The organism is Pseudomonas sp. WS 5412 (assembly GCF_012985615.1).
In the GTDB taxonomy this organism is placed as follows: domain Bacteria; phylum Pseudomonadota; class Gammaproteobacteria; order Pseudomonadales; family Pseudomonadaceae; genus Aquipseudomonas; species Aquipseudomonas shahriarae.
Genome location: NZ_JAARMB010000018.1, coordinates 11,975 through 29,853, shown reverse-complemented (window position 1 = coordinate 29,853; position 17,879 = coordinate 11,975). Strand labels below are relative to the sequence as shown.

Below are 17,879 nucleotides of genomic sequence, written 5' to 3'. Positions count from 1 at the left end.
ATCCGCTCCCCTGAGGACCTGAGATGACCCGAATCGGAACTCCATTGTCGCCAACCGCGACCCGCGTATTGATGTGTGGCTGCGGTGAGCTGGGCAAGGAAGTGGTAATTGAGCTGCAGCGCCTGGGCGTTGAAGTGATTGCCGTGGATCGCTACGCCAACGCGCCGGCCATGCAGGTGGCGCATCGCAGCCACGTGATCAACATGCTCGACGGCGCAGCCCTGCGTGCGGTGATCGAGGCGGAAAAGCCGCACTTCATCGTCCCGGAAATCGAAGCCATTGCCACCGGCACCCTGGTGGAACTGGAGGCTGAAGGCTTTACCGTGATCCCCACCGCCCGTGCGGCGCTGTTGACCATGAACCGTGAAGGCATCCGCCGCCTGGCCGCTGAAGAGCTGGATCTGCCGACCTCGCCGTACCATTTTGCCGACACCGTGGAAGACTACCGCAAGGCCGTCGAAGACCTCGGCTTCCCCTGCGTGGTCAAGCCGGTGATGAGTTCGTCAGGCAAGGGCCAGAGCCTGTTGCGTAGCGCCGATGACGTGCAGAAAGCCTGGGACTACGCCCAGGAAGGCGGGCGTGCAGGTAAAGGTCGGGTGATCATCGAAGGGTTTATCGACTTCGACTACGAAATCACCCTGCTGACCGTGCGTCACGTCGGTGGCACCACCTTCTGCGCGCCTGTCGGCCATCGTCAGGAGAAGGGCGACTACCAGGAATCCTGGCAGCCCCAGGCCATGAGCCCGGCGGCCCTGGCCGAATCCGAGCGCGTCGCCAAAGCCGTGACCGAGGCCCTGGGTGGTCGTGGTCTGTTTGGGGTCGAGCTGTTTATCAAGGGCGACCAGGTGTGGTTCAGCGAAGTCTCGCCGCGCCCTCACGACACCGGGCTGGTGACCTTGATTTCCCAGGACTTGTCGCAGTTTGCCCTGCACGCGCGGGCGATTCTTGGCCTGCCGATCCCATTGATCCGCCAGTTCGGGCCTTCGGCTTCGGCGGTGATTCTGGTGGAAGGGCAATCGACCCAGACGGCGTTCGCCAACCTCGGCGCGGCCCTGAGCGAGCCGGATACCGCACTGCGTCTGTTCGGCAAGCCAGAAGTGAATGGCCAGCGCCGCATGGGCGTGGCGTTGGCGCGGGATGAGTCGATCGAGGCTGCCCGGGCCAAGGCGACCCGTGCTTCTCAAGCGGTGGTTGTAGAGCTGTAAAAGCATCGCGGGCAAGCCCGCTCCCACATGTGGAAGGCGTTCCAGTGTGGGAGCGGGCTTGCCCGCGATAGCGCTCTATCAGGCGACCTTGTTCAAATCGTTATCCCGCGTCTCTTTCAGGCACAGCACCGCAATCAAACTGAGCAACGCTGCCGCCGACACATACCCGCCGACATAACTCAGCCCACCCATCGCCACCAGTTTGGTCGCGAAAAACGGTGCGGCCGAAGCCCCGACAATCCCGCCCAGGTTATACGCCGCCGACGCCGCGGTATAACGCACGCGTGTCGGAAACAGTTCCGGCAACAACGCCCCCATCGGCGCAAAGGTCACGCCCATCAGGAACAGTTCCAGGCACAGGAACAGCGCCACCGCCCAGGTCGAGCCGTGGGTCAGCAATGGTTCCATGGTGAAGCCCGAAAGAATCGCCAGCACCGCACCGACGATCAACACCGGCTTGCGCCCATAGCGGTCACTCGCCAGGGCTGCCAGCGGCGTGGCCGCGCCCATGAACAACACGGCAAAGCACAGCAGGGCGAGGAAGGTTTCGCGGCTGTAGCCCAGGGTGCTCACGCCATAGCTCAGGGAAAACGCCGTGGTGATATAGAACAGCGCATAGCACACCACCATCGCGGCCGCGCCCAGCAGCACCTGCAACCAATGCTGGCTGAACAGCTCCACCAGCGGCACTTTCACCGGTTTTTCCTTGGCCACGGCGTTGGCGAACACCGGGGTTTCATGCAGTTTGAGGCGCGCATACAGGCCCACCATCACCAGCGCAGCACTGAGCAGGAACGGAATGCGCCAGCCCCAGCTACGGAATTGTTCATCGTCCAGGTTCATCGCCAGGATCAGGAACAGCCCATTGGCCGCCAAAAAGCCAATGGAAGGCCCCAACTGCGGGAACATGCCGAACCAGGCACGCTTGCCCTTGGGCGCGTTTTCGGTGGCCAGCAGCGCGGCGCCGCCCCATTCCCCGCCCAGCCCCAGGCCCTGGCCGAAACGCAGCACGCACAACAGGATCGGGGCCCAGGCACCAATGGTGTCGTAACCCGGCAACAGGCCGATCAGGGTGGTACACACGCCCATCAACAGCAAGGAGGCCACCAGCGTCGACTTGCGCCCGATGCGGTCACCGAAGTGGCCGAACAGCGCCGAACCCAGTGGCCGCGCGATAAAGGCGATACCGAAGGTCAGGAACGCCGCCAGCATCTGCGCGGTGCCGGAACTCTGCGGGAAGAACACCGGGCCGATCACCAGCGCGGCGGCCGTGGCGTAGATATAGAAGTCGTAGAACTCGATGGCGGTGCCGATGATGCTCGCGGTGGCGACCCGGCTGGTCGAGTTGGTCGGGGCGGCGGGAGCGGCCTCGTTATAGGTGGTGCTCATTGAGGTATCCCTGATGGTCATTGCGCGCTTGGCGCGGATTGTTATTGGTCTTGCACCCATGGATCAGGGCAGTGCGCGGCGTTGGCTCGGGATGGGAGCGGGTACCGGTCAGACACGGGGTTGCGGTGCCTGGACACGCTCAGTGCGGATAGCACGCGGTCGGGCGGGGCTTGGGTAAGCGCGATTGATTATAGGAAGGGGGTTGCGCTGCAAACAAGGGCTGGAGCGCGGTCTTAGCGGCTGAAAACATCAAATGTGGGAGAAGCGGGCGCCTCGGTGTATCAGTGACACTGAGGTGAGGCTATCGCGGGCAAGCCCGCTCCCACACGGGCTTGTCCACCGTGAGTCAGGTGGCAATCGGCGCTGAGCCGATATGCCAGATCAACACCTTGCTCACCCGATTGTCTTCAGTTTCGAGGATTTCCAGGCGATAACGGCCGATCTTCACGCACACCGAGCAATCGGGAATGGTCTCCAGCGCTTCGGTCACCAGGCCGTTGAGGGTCTTGGGACCGTCGCTAGGCAGGTGCCAGCCCAGGCACTTGTTCAGCTCGCGGATCGACACGGCACCGTCGATCACATAGCGGCCGTCAGGCTGGGGCTGGATCAGCGGGTTGTCCAGGCTCTGCTCGCTTTCGAATTCGCCGACGATCTCCTCCAGAATGTCTTCCAGGGTGACGATACCCAGCACTTCACCGTACTCGTCCACCACCATGCCCAGGCGGCGTTGCTGCTTGTGGAAGTTGAGCAATTGCAGTTGCAGCGGCGTGCTTTCCGGGACGAAGTACGGCTCGTGGCAGGCTGCGAGCAGGGCTTCCTTGGTCAGGCTGGCATCGGGCAGCAGGTGCTGGATCTGCCGGGTGTTGAGCACCGCCTCGACCTGGTTGATATCGCTGTGGAACACCGGCAGCCGCGTGCGCTTGGAGCTGCGCAGTTGTTCGATGATCTCCTCGATAGGGTCGTCGAGGTTGATGCCATCGACTTCGCTGCGCGGCACCAGGATGTCATTGACGGTAATGTTGTCCAGGGCGTGGATACCCGGCATGCCCGGCCGAGGGTCGTCGTTCGCGTCAGAGGCTTGCTCGTCGGACGGGTCGCTCTGTGGCTCGTCGCTTTTCTTGACGATCCCCGACTTGCGTTCGAAAGGGCGCAGCAACAGCAGGCTGAGGCCATTGAGCAGCCAGGCCAGGGGATAGAGGATTTTCAGCGGCACACCCAGCAGCGTATTGCCAAACCCCAGCACCGCGTGCGGATAGCGGGTGGCGAGGGTGCGCGGCAGGTAGTCGGCCAGCACCAGCAACAGCCCGCTGGAGACCAGCCAACCCAGCCAGGGACCGTTTTCGGCCCAGGCATAGATCGCCAGCAGGGTGCACAGAATCACCACCACCGCGCGGCACAGGGTGTTGCACAGGATCAGGCTGTTGCGCGGGAAGTTGAGGCGGGCGGCGGCCTTGTCGCCCTGGCGCGTACCGGGGCGCAGGGCCAGCAAATGGAGCTGGGCCGCCTCGATGGCGGTAAACAGCGCCGACCACAAGACCAGCAGCGCGACTACCGCGAGCATCGGCTCAAGGGGCAAGTTGTGCATGATTGCCGCCCGTCAGATATGCAGGATGAATTCGCGAACCAGCTTGCTGCCGAAATACGCCAGCATCAGCAGGCAGAAACCGGCCAGGGTCCAGCGGATCGCCTTGTGCCCGCGCCAGCCCAGGCGATTGCGGCCCCACAGCAGCACGCTGAACACCACCCAGGCCAGGCACGCCAGCAGGGTTTTGTGCACTAGGTGCTGGGCGAACAGGTTCTCGACGAACAGCCAGCCGGAAATCAGCGACAGCGACAGCAGCGTCCAGCCGGCCCAGAGGAAACCGAACAGCAGGCTTTCCATGGTCTGCAGCGGCGGGAAGTTCTTGATCAGCCCGGAAGGGTGCTTGTGCTTGAGCTGGTGGTCCTGCAAGAGCAGCAGCAACGCCTGGAACACGGCGATGGTGAACATGCCGTAGGCCAGGATCGACAGCAGGATATGCGCGAGGATGCCCGGCTCCTCGTCGATCACCTGCACCGTGCCGGTAGGGGCAAATTGCGCCAGCAGCACTGTCAGCATCCCCAGGGGGAAGAGCAGCAACAGCAGGTTCTCCACCGGGATCCGCGCGCAGGCCAGCAGCGTCAAGGCAATGACCGCAGCGGCAATCAGGCTGGCGGCGCTGAAAAAATCCAGGCCCAGGCCCACTGGTGTCATCAGGTGGGTGAACAGGCTGGCAGCGTGGGCCAGCAAGGCGAACACGCCGAGGCCGGCCAGCAGGCGTTTGTCCGCCCTGGCGCGTTGGGCCAGACGGGTGCCCTGGTAGAGGGTCGCAGCGGCATACAAGAGTGCGGCGGCGAGACTGGGTAGCAAACTGGGTGACAAAGGGAGCATAAATCCTGTTAGGCAAGCCCGAAAGCCGATGAGTTTGGCACACACCTGCGTTCCACGAAAGACCAGCGGGCCAGACAGCGGGTGTGCATGACGGCAGTCTTCGCTATAATCCGCGACCTGCCCACGCCGCAGGCTCGCCAAGCGCTGTTTTTAATAGCGATTTACACAGCCTGGGCCGCCATTACCTCGGTCTACCGATGCACTTCGATGAATAGGGCCTGAAAGGATCGCGCATGTTTGAAAACTTGACTGACCGTCTCTCGCAGACGCTGCGCCATGTCACCGGCAAGGCCAAGCTGACCGAGGACAATATTAAAGACACCCTGCGCGAAGTGCGCATGGCGTTGCTCGAAGCCGACGTTGCCTTGCCTGTGGTCAAGGATTTCGTCAACTCGGTCAAGGAGCGTGCGGTCGGCACTGAAGTGTCCCGCAGCCTGACGCCGGGCCAGGCCTTTGTGAAGGTCGTCCAGGCCGAGCTCGAAAGCCTGATGGGTGCGGCCAACGAAGACCTGAACCTCAGCGCCGTGCCGCCGGCCGTGGTGTTGATGGCCGGTTTGCAGGGGGCGGGCAAGACCACCACCGCTGCCAAGCTGGCGCGCTTCCTTAAAGAGCGCAAGAAAAAATCCGTGATGGTGGTGTCGGCGGACGTGTACCGTCCGGCCGCGATCAAGCAGCTGGAAATGCTCGCCGGTGAAATCGGCGTGACCTTTTTCCCGTCCGATCTGAGCCAGAAGCCGGTCGACATCGCCAACGCTGCCATTAAAGAAGCCAAGCTCAAGTTCATCGACGTGGTGATCGTCGATACCGCCGGTCGCCTGCACATCGACGAAGAGATGATGGGCGAGATCAAGGCGCTGCATGCCGCGATCAACCCGGTAGAAACCCTGTTCGTGGTCGATGCCATGACCGGCCAGGACGCGGCGAACACCGCCAAGGCCTTTGGTGATGCCCTGCCGCTGACCGGCGTGATCCTGACCAAGGTCGACGGTGATGCCCGTGGCGGTGCCGCACTGTCGGTGCGCGCAATCACCGGTAAGCCGATCAAGTTCATCGGTATGGGCGAGAAGACCGAAGCGCTCGAGCCGTTCCACCCTGAGCGGATCGCCTCGCGGATCCTCGGCATGGGCGACGTGCTCAGCCTGATCGAGCAGGCCGAGCAGACCCTCGACAAGGACAAGGCCGACAAACTGGCCAAGAAGCTGAAAAAGGGCAAGGGCTTCGACCTCGAAGACTTCCGCGATCAGCTGCAACAGATGAAGAACATGGGCGGCCTCGGCGGCCTGATGGACAAGCTGCCGAACATCGGCGGTGTGAACCTGGCGCAAATGGGCAATGCCCAGGGTGCGGCAGAGAAGCAGTTCAAGCAGATGGAAGCCATCATCAACTCCATGACCCCGGCCGAGCGCCGCGACCCTGAGCTGATCAGCGGTTCGCGCAAACGTCGGATCGCCATGGGTTCCGGCACCCAGGTGCAGGACATTGGTCGCTTGATCAAGCAGCACAAGCAGATGCAAAAGATGATGAAGAAATTCTCCGCCAAAGGCGGCATGGCCAAAATGATGCGCGGCATGGGCGGTATGATGCCCGGCCGTGGCATGCCGAAGATGTAAAGAATTCGCGCAAGGGCTTGCTCTTGCGCAGACCCACAAGGATGTGGGATCTCCAGCAAACCCGCCGTTGGCGGGAGCTGACTCGCCGTTTTAACCGACGGCTCTATAGCAGATCTGAATGGCCCGCGGTCAGGCGCCGGAAAAAGACATTTGCAAAAGTCCGGATATTCCTTAGAATATGCGGCCTTTCGGGCACCCATGCCCGCTGTGCATTTAGATTTGCAGCACCGACTACAGGAACGATGTTCACATGCTAACAATCCGTCTTGCCCTTGGCGGCTCCAAAAAGCGCCCGTTTTACCACTTGACCGTAACCGACAGCCGCAACCCGCGCGACGGTTCGCACAAGGAACAGGTTGGTTTCTTCAACCCTGTTGCTCGTGGTCAAGAAGTTCGTCTGTCCGTGAACCAAGAGCGCGTAGCCTACTGGCTGAGCGTTGGTGCACAGCCTTCCGAGCGTGTTGCCAAGTTGTTGAAGGACTCGGCTAAGGCCGCAGCCTGAGCAATATGAACGCGACGCCAGCTGTTGCTGATGATTTGATCGTTATCGGCAAGATTTACTCTGTTCATGGCGTTCGCGGCGAAGTGAAGGTGTATTCCTTTACTGATCCGACTGAAAACCTGTTGCAGTACAAGACCTGGACGCTCAAGCGCGAAGGTAGTGTGAAACAGGTCGAGCTGGTCAGTGGACGTGGGAACGATAAGTTCCTGGTCGCAAAGCTCAAGGGTCTCGATGATCGTGAAGAAGCGCGTCTTCTGGCCGGTTATGAGATCTGCGTGCCGCGCAACCTGTTCCCTGAATTGACCGACGGCGAGTACTACTGGTACCAGCTGGAAGGTCTGAAGGTTATTGATCAACTCGGGCAATTGCTCGGGAAAATCGACCATCTTCTGGAAACCGGCGCCAATGATGTAATGGTGGTCAAGCCTTGCGCTGGCAGCCTGGATGATCGCGAACGCCTGTTGCCCTATACCGAGCAATGCGTGTTGGCCGTCGACCTGGCAGCGGGCGAGATGAAGGTGGAATGGGACGCGGACTTCTAAGCGTGGCTAATTTGCGCATTGAAGTGATCAGTTTGTTTCCCGAGATGTTTTCTGCCATCAGCGAGTACGGCATCACCAGTCGGGCGGTGAAACAAGGGCTCTTGCAGCTCACTTGTTGGAACCCGCGAGACTACACGACGGATCGACATCACACTGTGGACGATCGCCCATTTGGCGGTGGCCCGGGCATGGTGATGAAGATCAAGCCCCTGGAAGACGCCCTGGTTCAGGCCAAGGCAGCAGCAGGGGAGAAGGCGAAGGTAATTTACCTGTCCCCTCAAGGCCGTCAGCTGAAACAGGCGGCGGTACGCGAACTGGCGAATGAGGAAGCACTGATCCTGATTGCCGGTCGCTATGAAGGCATTGACGAGCGTTTTATTGAAGCTCATGTCGATGAAGAGTGGTCGATTGGGGACTATGTCCTGTCTGGCGGTGAGCTGCCGGCGATGGTCCTGATAGATGCGGTTACACGACTGCTGCCTGGAGCTTTAGGGCATGCGGACTCCGCGGAGGAAGATTCCTTCACGGATGGTTTGCTGGATTGCCCGCACTACACCCGACCGGAGGTGTATGCGGATCAGCGTGTTCCCGACGTGTTGCTAAGTGGCAATCACGCACACATCCGGCGTTGGCGTTTACAGCAGTCCCTTGGTCGGACCTATGAACGACGCGCCGATCTTCTGGAAAGCCGCTCGCTTTCTGGAGAAGAGAAGAAGCTGCTCGAGGAATACATCCTCGCGCGGGACGATAGTTAACAACGTATCGATGGTAGATCCGACGATCTACCTTAGGAGCACAGCATGACTAACAAAATCATCCTTGCACTCGAAGCAGAGCAGATGACCAAAGAGATCCCTACCTTTGCCCCGGGCGACACTATTGTCGTTCAGGTGAAAGTGAAGGAAGGCGACCGTTCGCGTCTGCAAGCGTTCGAAGGCGTCGTAATCGCCAAGCGTAACCGTGGTGTGAACAGTGCTTTCACTGTTCGTAAAATCTCCAACGGTGTTGGCGTAGAGCGTACTTTCCAGACCTACAGCCCGCAAATCGACAGCATGGCCGTTAAGCGTCGCGGTGACGTACGTAAAGCCAAGCTGTACTACCTGCGTGACCTGTCCGGTAAAGCAGCTCGCATCAAGGAAAAACTGGCTTAAGTCCAGCTTCCCGATGCAGAAAAAAGCAGCCTACGGGCTGCTTTTTTGTGCCTGAAATTTGCCCCTTGCCCGGAACCCGTTCATGACCACCCGCCTCGAAGAAATCCAGCGCCGCACCGACCTGTCCGTGACCCATGTAACCAAAGCCGTATTTCCGCCGACCACCAACCACCACAACACGCTGTTTGGCGGTACTGCATTGGCCTGGATGGATGAAGTGTCGTTCATCACCGCCACACGGTTTTGCCGTTTGCCGCTGGTGACGGTGTCTACCGACCGTATCGACTTCAATCACGCGATCCCGGCCGGTTCCATCGTCGAGCTGATTGGCCGCGTGATCAAAGTCGGTAACACCAGCCTCAAGGTGGAAGTGGAGGTGTTTGTCGAAAGCATGAGTGCCGATGGCCGCGAGAAGGCGATCCAGGGTGTGTTCAGCTTTGTCGCAATTGATGACGATAAGCGCCCGGTGCCAGTGCTGCCTGGGTTTGTAGACTGATCCGAGACCGCGTCGCCGCTATCGCAGGCCAGCCATCTCCCACATTAGCCATGCATTTCCCAGGGGGCGCGGGCTTGCCTGCGATAGGATCTACCAGACACTAAAGTACTCAGCCTGAGCCCCCATGCCCGCCATTGACCATCCCCTGATCGACCGCTTCCTCGACGCCCTCTGGCTGGAAAAAGGCCTGTCGGACAACACGCGCCAGTCCTACCGCAGCGACCTGGCCCTGTTCAATGGCTGGTTGCTGGAGAGAAACCTTGAGCTGAGCCACGCCGGGCGTGAGTTGATCCTCGATCACCTGGCCTGGCGCCTTGAGCAGAACTACAAGCCGCGCTCCACTGCGCGATTCCTCTCGGGAGTGCGTGGGTTTTATCGCTATTTGCTGCGGGAAAAGCTGATTGCTGTTGACCCGACCCTGCAAGTCGATATGCCGCAACTCGGCAGGCCCTTGCCCAAGTCCCTGTCAGAAGCCGACGTCGAAGCCCTGCTGGCTGCGCCCAACCTGAGCGAAGCCATCGGTCAGCGCGACCGCGCGATGCTGGAAGTCTTGTATGCCTGCGGCCTGCGCGTCACCGAGCTGATCAGCCTGACCCTGGAGCAGGTAAATCTGCGCCAGGGTGTGTTGCGGGTGATGGGCAAGGGCAGCAAGGAGCGCCTGGTGCCCATGGGCGAAGAGGCAATCGTGTGGGTCGAGCGCTATATGCGCGATGCCCGCAGCGAGCTGCTCGGCGGGCGCCCCAGTGACGTGCTGTTCCCCAGCCTGCGCGGCGAGCAGATGACCCGCCAGACCTTCTGGCATCGCATCAAGCACCAGGCCAAGGTCGCCGGGATCGGTAAGTCGCTGTCCCCCCACACCCTGCGCCATGCATTTGCCACCCATCTGCTCAACCATGGCGCGGATTTGCGCGTGGTGCAGATGCTGCTGGGCCATAGCGACCTGTCCACCACGCAGATTTATACCCATGTGGCGCGGGCAAGGTTGCAGGACCTGCATGCCAAACATCACCCAAGGGGCTGACAGGCCCCAATTTGGCCGCCAGCGTCTGCCCTGGCGCCCAATTGTGGTAGGCTTTGCCGGTTTGCAAAGGGGACGGTCCCGAGCCGTGTTTCCAGATCGGCGTCCTGGCCTTCGTCCCTGCATCTGCCTTCAGGAGTTCCCATGCGCTTGACCCAGATTTTTGCCGCCGCAGCCATTGCGTTGGTTTCAACCTTTGCCGTCGCCGATGACGCCGCCGAGAAGACAATCCGTAAGAGTCTGGAAAGCCTCCAGCTCGAAACTCCGGTCGAAAGCATCAGCGCCAGCCCGATGGCCGGCCTGTATGAAGTCAAGCTCAAGGGCAGCCGCGTGCTGTATGCCAGCGCCGACGGTCAGTACATCGTTCAGGGCTACCTGTTCCAGTTGAAAGACGGCAAGCCGGTCAACCTCACCGAGAAGGCCGAGCGCGTTGGGATCTCCAAGCTGATCAACGGTATCCCGGTGGCCGAGACCGTGGTCTACCCCGCGATTGGCGAAACCAAGACCCACATCACTGTGTTCACCGACACCACTTGCCCGTACTGCCACAAGCTGCACGCCGAGATACCTGCGCTGAACAAGATGGGTGTCGAAGTGCGTTACGTAGCGTTCCCGCGCCAGGGCCTCGGTTCGCCGGGCGACGAGCAACTGCAAGCGGTATGGTGCGCAACCGACAAGAAAGCAGCCATGGACAAGATGGTCGATGGCAAAGAAATCAAGTCCGCCAAGTGTGCCAATCCGGTTTCCAAGCAGTACGCTCTGGGTCAGTCCATCGGGGTGAACGGTACGCCGGCCATCGTCTTGGCCGACGGCCAGGTGATTCCGGGCTACCAGCCTGCGCCACAAGTCGCCAAACTGGCACTGGGTGCCAAATAAACAGTATTGTCGAGCCTTTGACGATCGGGCCCGCCGACACGTCGACGGGTCATTAACAGAGAGCCGCAGTTGTGCGGCTGTTTTTCACGGCCGACCTTGAGTCGGCCGTTTCATGGGGAGTTCTTCAGTGAAACCGGTCAAAGTAGGCATCTGTGGGTTAGGGACCGTCGGTGGCGGCACCTTGAACGTACTTCAGCGTAACGCTGAGGAGATTTCCCGCCGTGCAGGGCGCGGGATTGAAGTGGCACAAATTGCCATGCGTACGCCAAAGCCTCAGTACCAAACGACCGGTATTGCGATTACCAACGATGTCTTCGATGTGGCCACGAACCCTGAAATCGACATCGTCATCGAGTTGGTCGGCGGCTACACCGTCGCCCGTGAGTTGGTGCTCAAGGCCATCGAAAACGGCAAGCACGTGGTTACCGCCAACAAGGCGCTGATTGCCGTGCACGGCAACGAAATCTTCGCCAAGGCCCGCGAGAAGGGCGTGATCGTGGCGTTCGAAGCCGCAGTCGCTGGCGGTATCCCGGTGATCAAGGCGATCCGCGAAGGCCTGTCGGCCAACCGTATCAACTGGGTTGCGGGCATCATCAACGGCACCGGTAACTTCATCCTTACCGAAATGCGCGAGAAGGGCCGTACCTTCGAAGACGTACTGGCCGAAGCCCAGGCCCTGGGTTATGCCGAAGCCGACCCGACGTTTGACGTAGAAGGTATCGACGCGGCGCACAAGCTGACCATCCTGGCGTCTATCGCTTTTGGTATCCCGCTGCAGTTCGACAAGGCCTACACCGAAGGCATCACCAAGCTGACCACCGCCGACGTGAACTACGCCGAAGCCCTGGGCTACCGCATCAAGCACCTGGGCGTGGCGCGCAGCACCGCTGCCGGTATCGAACTGCGCGTACACCCGACCCTGATTCCGGCCGACCGCCTGATCGCCAACGTCAATGGCGTGATGAACGCGGTGATGGTCAATGGTGATGCGGCCGGTTCGACTCTGTTCTACGGCGCCGGTGCCGGCATGGAACCGACCGCTTCGTCGGTGATCGCCGACCTGGTGGACGTGGTCCGCGCCATGACCAGCGACCCGGAAAACCGCGTGCCGCACCTGGCCTTCCAGCCGGATTCGCTGTCGGCCCACCCGATCCTGCCGATCGAAGCCTGCGAAAGCTCCTACTACCTGCGGATCCAGGCCAAGGACCACCCGGGCGTGTTGGCCCAGGTGGCCAGCATCCTCTCGGAGCGCGGCATCAACATTGAGTCGATCATGCAGAAGGAAGTCGAAGAACACGACGGCCTGGTGCCCATGATCCTGCTGACCCACCGTGTGCTGGAACAGCATATGAACGATGCCATTGCCGCGCTGGAAGCCCTGCAGGGCGTGGTCGGGCCGGTGGTGCGGATCCGCGTCGAACACCTGAACTAACGATAGGTTGCAGAGGCCCCGCAGGTTCGGCGGCCTCTGTTCAAGAATGTTGTAGAGGAGCCAGTCATGCGTTACATCAGCACCCGCGGCCAGGCACCGGCCCTGAATTTCGAAGACGTCCTGCTCGCAGGCCTCGCCACTGACGGCGGCCTGTACGTGCCGGAAAACCTGCCACGCTTCACCCAGGAAGAAATCACCTCCTGGGCCGGCCTGCCGTACCACGAGCTGGCGTTCCGGGTCATGCGCCCGTTCGTTACCGGCAGCATCCCCGATGCCGATTTCAAGAAGATCCTCGAAGAAACCTACGGCGTGTTCTCGCACAACGCCATCGCCCCGCTGCGTCAGCTGAACGGCAACGAATGGGTGCTGGAGCTGTTCCACGGCCCGACCCTGGCGTTCAAGGATTTCGCCCTGCAACTGCTCGGTCGCCTGCTGGATTACGTGCTGGAGAAACGCGGCGAGCGCGTGGTGATCATCGGTGCCACCTCCGGTGATACCGGCTCGGCAGCCATCGAAGGCTGCAAGCACTGCGAAAACGTCGACATCTTCATCCTGCACCCGCACAACCGCGTATCGGATGTGCAGCGCCGGCAGATGACCACCATCTTCGGCGAGAACATCCACAATATCGCGGTCGAAGGCAACTTCGACGACTGCCAGGAAATGGTCAAGGCCAGCTTTGCTGACCAGAGCTTCCTCAAAGGCACGCGTCTGGTTGCGGTGAACTCGATCAACTGGGCGCGGATCATGGCCCAGATCGTCTACTACTTCCACGCCTCGCTGCAGTTGGGCGGGCCGGCGCGTTCGGTGTCGTTCTCGGTGCCGACCGGCAACTTCGGCGATATCTTCGCCGGTTACCTGGCACGCAACATGGGCCTGCCGATCAACCAGTTGATCGTCGCCACCAACCGCAACGACATCCTGCACCGCTTCATGAGCGGCAACCAGTACGTCAAGGAAACCCTGCACGCGACCCTGTCGCCGTCGATGGACATCATGGTCTCGTCGAACTTCGAGCGCCTGCTGTTCGACATGCACGGTCGTAACGGCGCGGCCCTGGCCGGCCTGATGGACAGCTTCAAGCAGGGTGGTGGTTTCAGCGTCGATCAGGAGCGCTGGACCGAGACCCGCAAGCTGTTCGACTCCCTGGCCGTGGACGATGCCCAGACCTGCGAGACCATCGCTGAAGTCTATGCCCAGACCGGCGAGCTGCTGGACCCGCACACCGCCATTGGCGTCAAGGCCGCGCGCGAATGCCGGCGCAGCCTGGACATTCCGATGGTCATCCTCGGCACGGCCCACCCGGTGAAATTCCCTGAGGCGGTGCAGAAGGCCGGTGTCGGCAAGGCTCTGGAACTGCCGCCGCACCTGGCTGACCTGTTTGAGCGGGAAGAGCGTTGCACGGTATTGCCTAATGACCTGAAGGCTATTCAGGCGTTCGTCAGCCAGCATGGCAATCGTGGTAAGCCGCTCTGAGTTCTGAAAGGCTGCACGAATAAGGCAAACGGCGCTTGTCCAGAGATGGGGAAGCGCCGTTTTTCTTGGCGGGTATCGCGCCCTGTTTTTGATCCAGGGCGCCCCGTTACCCCTGCAACGGATATGTCCACCGAACCAAAAATAACCCACAAGGAAACCCCCACGGTGCGGTTCACGACCCGATGGCACCTGTGCCTACTGAGCGCGCTGCTGCTCGGCCACCTGCCTGCAAGCCTGGCCGCCGTCAGCCTGCCGTTCAATCTGGTGCCGGCGTTTATCACCCTGGCGCCCATCCCCCTGGCACCCGCCGAGCGGCAGTGGCTGGCGCAACACCGAACCCTGAGGGTGGGGATTTCCATTGATGACTACCAACCCATCGACATCACCCGCGATCGCAATCGCTACCAGGGCATCAGTGCCGACTACTTGAGCCTGGTGGGGGCGCGACTCGGCGTGTCGATGCAGGTGATGGGCTTCGCCGAGCGGGCCCAGGCCGTGGAGGCCCTGCGCGCCGGGACGATTGATATCCTCACCAGCGCCAACGGCTATGAACGTGACGTGCCCGGCCTGGCCTTTACGGCGGACTATATGCCCGACCGTTCGGTGGTGGTGACCCGCGGTGCCGACGCCACGCCAAACGACGCACTCCAGGACAAGAAGGTGGTGTTGCTCGATGGCTACGCCAACGTCAAGAACGTGCATGCCGCCTACCCGCAAAGCCACATCATGCTGGCGCCCAATCTCTATAGCGGCCTCGAAGCCCTGGAGCAGGGTGATGTGGATGCGTTTATCGGCAATGAAGTGATCGTGCGCGCCTACAAGTCCCTGCGTCCTTACCTGAGCATGCAGATCAAGGAGCAAAGCCGCCTGGCGCCGATTGGTTTTGCCTTCGCCACGCGCCAGGCCGATCCCTTGCTGGGCAAGATGATGGACCGGGCGTTGCAGAGCATTGATGACTCGGTGCGCCGTGAGATCCTGGCCCGTTGGACCACCGGGCTGGGGGTGGACGTCGTCGGTGAGCGTATTCCCCTGTCGGCCGCCGAGCAGGCCTGGGTGCTGCAGCATCCCCATGTGGTGGTGGCGTCCCAGCAATACTCGCCCTATGTGTTCAAAGACAAGGACGGGCGCTGGGTCGGGTTGAATGTCGATCTGCTCAACCGCCTGTCGCGCATGACCGGTTTGCAGTTCGTCATGGAGGAAGTGTTTTCCACCGCGCAGACCCTGGCAATCCTGGAAAATGGCAGTGCGGATATGAGCACTACCCTGGTGGAAAACACCGAACGCCGAAGGTTTCTGGATTTCAGCCACGGGTTTGGCGGTGCCGGCTGGGTGTTTGTCGAGCGTCTTGATACGCCACCGCTGACCAGCCTCAGCCAGCTTTCGGGCGAGGTGTTGGCGCTGCCGGCGCGGCATGTGCTCGAAGGCTACATCCGGCGTGAATACCCGCAGATCCGCCTGCGCTCGGTGGCCAACTACACCGAGGCTCGGGCCCTGGTAGCCCGGGGAGACGCGGCAGCGACCATCCAGAGTGAAGTCGAGGTGCAGAGTTATCCGACCGATGAGTTGCGGGTCGGTCGCAGTGTCGATGGCAAGTGGTCCAGTGACAACCTGTCAGTGCGCAAGGACCATCCCGAGCTGCTGAGTATTTTGAACAAGGCCCTGGAAGCTTTGCCGGTAGCCGAGCTGAGCGCTTTGCGCCTGCGCTGGATGGGCGCGGTGGCGGTCCCGGTACCCGCCTGGCAGCGTGTGCCGCCATGGGCCTATTGGACGGTCGCCACGGCGCTGCTGTTTGTGCTGGTATCCCTGGTCTGGAACAGTCGGCTCAAGCGTCAGATCCGCCAGCGTGTGGAGGCCGAGCGACGGCTCAATGACCAACTGGCGTTCAAGCGCGCCCTGCTCGACGGCATGCCCAACCCGGTGTTTGTGCGTGACCTCGCTGGCCGTTTGGTCACCTGCAACAAAAGCTATGAACAGCAGTTGGCCACCCGGCTTGAACTGATCCAGGGCCTGACCCTGCCGGAGAGTGGAATTTTGCCGGCCGCCACCGCCTTGCGCCTGCATGTGGGGCACATGGAGCAACTGGAGACGCAGCAGTCGTTGTTTATCGACCGCCAACTGGAGTTCAACGGCGGTATCGCCCATGTCTATCAATGGACCGTGCCGTTTTACGATGCCCAGGGCCAGTTGCGGGGTTTGCTCGGGGGCTGGGTCGATATCAACGAGCGCAAGGTCCTGGAAACCCAACTGATGGACGCGCGTCGCGCTGCCGATGAAGCGAACTACGCCAAGAGTGCCTTTGTGTCGAACCTCAGTCATGAGATTCGTACACCGATGACGGCGATTATCGGCCTGCTGGAGCTGGAGCAGGAGCGCGCCCTGGCCTCGGGCGCCCCTGTTTCCGAGGCGTTGCAGGTGGCCCATCGCTCGGCACGGGAGTTGATTGCCCTGATGGGCGATAGCCTTGATCTGGCGAAGATCGAAGCCGGCCATCTGCAATTGGCGCCACAGACCACTGACCTGAAAGGTTTCTTCGAAGGCATCCAGCGCCTGTTTGAAGCCACTGCGCAGAAAAAGGGCCTGCACCTGACCCTGGCGTTCGATCCCCAGGCCCAAGGCTTTTACTGGTTCGACCCGCTGCGCCTGCGCCAGGTCATGCATAACCTTTTGGGCAATGCGCTGAAGTTCACGCAACGCGGAGATGTGCGTATGCGTGTCGCCTGCCAGGTGGATGGTGAGGGGCATGAATACTTGCACCTGTGCGTCGAAGATACTGGCCCCGGCATCAGCGTCGAACAGCAGGCACGAGTGTTCCGGCCGTTTATCCAGGGCAGCCCGCTGACGGCTGCCGAACATGGCGGCACCGGCTTGGGTTTGAGTATCTGCCAGCAACTGGTGGACCTGATGGGCGGGCAAATCACCCTGCACAGCGCCCTGGGCGAAGGCACCACCGTGTGTATCGACCTGCGCCTGGACCGGGTCGGCAGTGACGACCTGCCGGCGCCGGTGGCCGCCGCGCCGGTGCTGGCTGGGGGCCGGGTGCTGTCGGTGCTGATTGTCGACGACCTGCCGGCCAACCGCTTGGTGCTGGTCCAGCAGTTGCAATTCCTCGGGCACCAGGTGGTGGCCCTCAATAGTGCCGAGGCCGCATTGCAGCGTTGGCGCAGCGAGGCGTTCGACGTGCTGGTGACTGATTGTCATATGCCGGGCATGTCCGGTTATGCCCTGGCCGAGGCCATTCGCCAGATCGAAACCCAGGAGCTGCGCCCGCGCTGCGCGTTGATTGGCTGCACCGCTGCGGCCCAGGAGGACGAGAGCCAGCGCGGCCAGCAGGCGGGTATGGATGTGCTGCTGGTCAAGCCGGTGACCCTGGAGCAGTGGGCCCAGGTGCTGGCCCGGGTCACGGCGGTACCGGCCTTCGACCTGCAGGCCCTGCGCAAGATGACCCAGGCCGACGGGCCGATTCTGCAAAGCATGTTGCAGGAGTTGGCGAACAATTTGGAGCACGAGCACCACCTGTTGGGCAGCGCCATGGCCGAGCACGACCTGGTGCAGGTGCGGGCCAGCCTGCATCGCCTCAAGGGCATTTGTTGCCTGGTGGATGCGCTGCCGTTGGCCAAGGCCTGCATCGCCCTTGAAAGCAGTGCGCGGGAACACCGCGACGCTGAGCTGCCGGTGCGCTGGCAAGCCTTGTCGCAGGCATTGTTGGCACTGCGAGAGGAGATTCAGCCTTATCTGGAGCAAGAATAGGACGCGTCCTATGTGGTCGCGTCCG

General features: G+C 61.4%; 15 protein-coding genes. 12 read left to right on the top strand and 3 right to left on the bottom strand.

All coding sequences use genetic code 11. The annotated features are described in order from the left end of the window. Positions 1-23 precede the first annotated feature (23 nt). Positions 24-1,205, top strand: coding sequence for a formate-dependent phosphoribosylglycinamide formyltransferase (gene purT, locus HBR94_RS21190; RefSeq protein ID WP_057437989.1), 1,182 nt, complete (start codon positions 24-26; stop codon positions 1,203-1,205). 78 nt (positions 1,206-1,283) lie between these two features. Here purT and HBR94_RS21185 read toward each other — a convergent pair whose 3' ends face one another. The 3 genes from HBR94_RS21185 to ccsA all read right to left on the bottom strand — a co-directional run bounded on the left by HBR94_RS21185 (position 1,284) and on the right by ccsA (position 4,995). Then, positions 1,284-2,594, bottom strand: coding sequence for an MFS transporter (locus HBR94_RS21185; protein ID WP_170045486.1), 1,311 nt, complete (start codon positions 2,592-2,594; stop codon positions 1,284-1,286). 346 nt (positions 2,595-2,940) lie between these two features. Then, positions 2,941-4,179 carry a transporter associated domain-containing protein gene (locus tag HBR94_RS21180; protein WP_057959548.1) on the bottom strand — a complete coding sequence of 413 codons (1,239 nt, stop codon included), beginning with the start codon at positions 4,177-4,179 and terminating at the stop codon, positions 2,941-2,943. Between the two features lie 12 nt (positions 4,180-4,191). Continuing rightward, positions 4,192-4,995, bottom strand: a complete 804-nt coding sequence (gene ccsA / locus HBR94_RS21175) for a cytochrome c biogenesis protein CcsA (protein WP_169960791.1) — start codon at positions 4,993-4,995, stop codon at positions 4,192-4,194. A gap of 242 nt (positions 4,996-5,237) precedes the next feature. Here ccsA and ffh point away from each other — a divergent pair, with 242 nt between their 5' ends. The 11 genes from ffh (at position 5,238) to HBR94_RS21120 (ending at position 17,854) form a co-directional block, all read left to right on the top strand. Continuing rightward, positions 5,238-6,614: a signal recognition particle protein gene (ffh, locus tag HBR94_RS21170; RefSeq protein ID WP_029296179.1), complete on the top strand. Its 1,377-nt coding sequence runs from the start codon at positions 5,238-5,240 to the stop codon at positions 6,612-6,614. Between the two features lie 250 nt (positions 6,615-6,864). Beyond that, entirely contained in the window at positions 6,865-7,116 is a 252-nt protein-coding gene (rpsP, locus tag HBR94_RS21165) for a 30S ribosomal protein S16 (RefSeq protein WP_003175899.1), read from the top strand. A 5-nt stretch (positions 7,117-7,121) separates the two neighbouring features. After that, positions 7,122-7,658, top strand: a complete 537-nt coding sequence (rimM, locus tag HBR94_RS21160) for a ribosome maturation factor RimM (protein WP_010565276.1) — start codon at positions 7,122-7,124, stop codon at positions 7,656-7,658. After that, positions 7,640-8,413, top strand: a complete 774-nt coding sequence (gene trmD, locus HBR94_RS21155) for a tRNA (guanosine(37)-N1)-methyltransferase TrmD (protein WP_024077235.1) — start codon at positions 7,640-7,642, stop codon at positions 8,411-8,413. The genes rimM and trmD overlap by 19 nt, the downstream gene beginning before the upstream one ends. A 45-nt stretch (positions 8,414-8,458) precedes the next feature. Next, positions 8,459-8,809: a 50S ribosomal protein L19 gene (rplS, locus tag HBR94_RS21150; protein WP_003175895.1), complete on the top strand. Its 351-nt coding sequence runs from the start codon at positions 8,459-8,461 to the stop codon at positions 8,807-8,809. Positions 8,810-8,891: 82 nt separating this feature from the next. Then, on the top strand, positions 8,892-9,305 hold the full coding sequence (locus tag HBR94_RS21145; protein ID WP_057437995.1) for an acyl-CoA thioesterase: 414 nt from the start codon (positions 8,892-8,894) through the stop codon (positions 9,303-9,305). A gap of 124 nt (positions 9,306-9,429) precedes the next feature. Continuing rightward, positions 9,430-10,326 (top strand): site-specific tyrosine recombinase XerD, encoded by an 897-nt coding sequence (gene xerD / locus HBR94_RS21140; RefSeq protein ID WP_170045485.1) that lies wholly within the window; start codon positions 9,430-9,432, stop codon positions 10,324-10,326. A 141-nt stretch (positions 10,327-10,467) separates the two neighbouring features. Next, entirely contained in the window at positions 10,468-11,199 is a 732-nt protein-coding gene (locus HBR94_RS21135) for a thioredoxin fold domain-containing protein (protein WP_057437999.1), read from the top strand. Between the two features lie 127 nt (positions 11,200-11,326). After that, a complete protein-coding gene (locus HBR94_RS21130; RefSeq protein WP_029296281.1) occupies positions 11,327-12,631 on the top strand; it encodes a homoserine dehydrogenase in 1,305 nt (434 codons plus the stop codon). A gap of 66 nt (positions 12,632-12,697) precedes the next feature. Continuing rightward, entirely contained in the window at positions 12,698-14,107 is a 1,410-nt protein-coding gene (gene thrC, locus HBR94_RS21125) for a threonine synthase (protein ID WP_115127499.1), read from the top strand. 165 nt (positions 14,108-14,272) lie between these two features. Further along, entirely contained in the window at positions 14,273-17,854 is a 3,582-nt protein-coding gene (locus tag HBR94_RS21120; protein WP_346342849.1) for a transporter substrate-binding domain-containing protein, read from the top strand. The last annotated feature ends 25 nt before the right edge of the window (positions 17,855-17,879 follow it).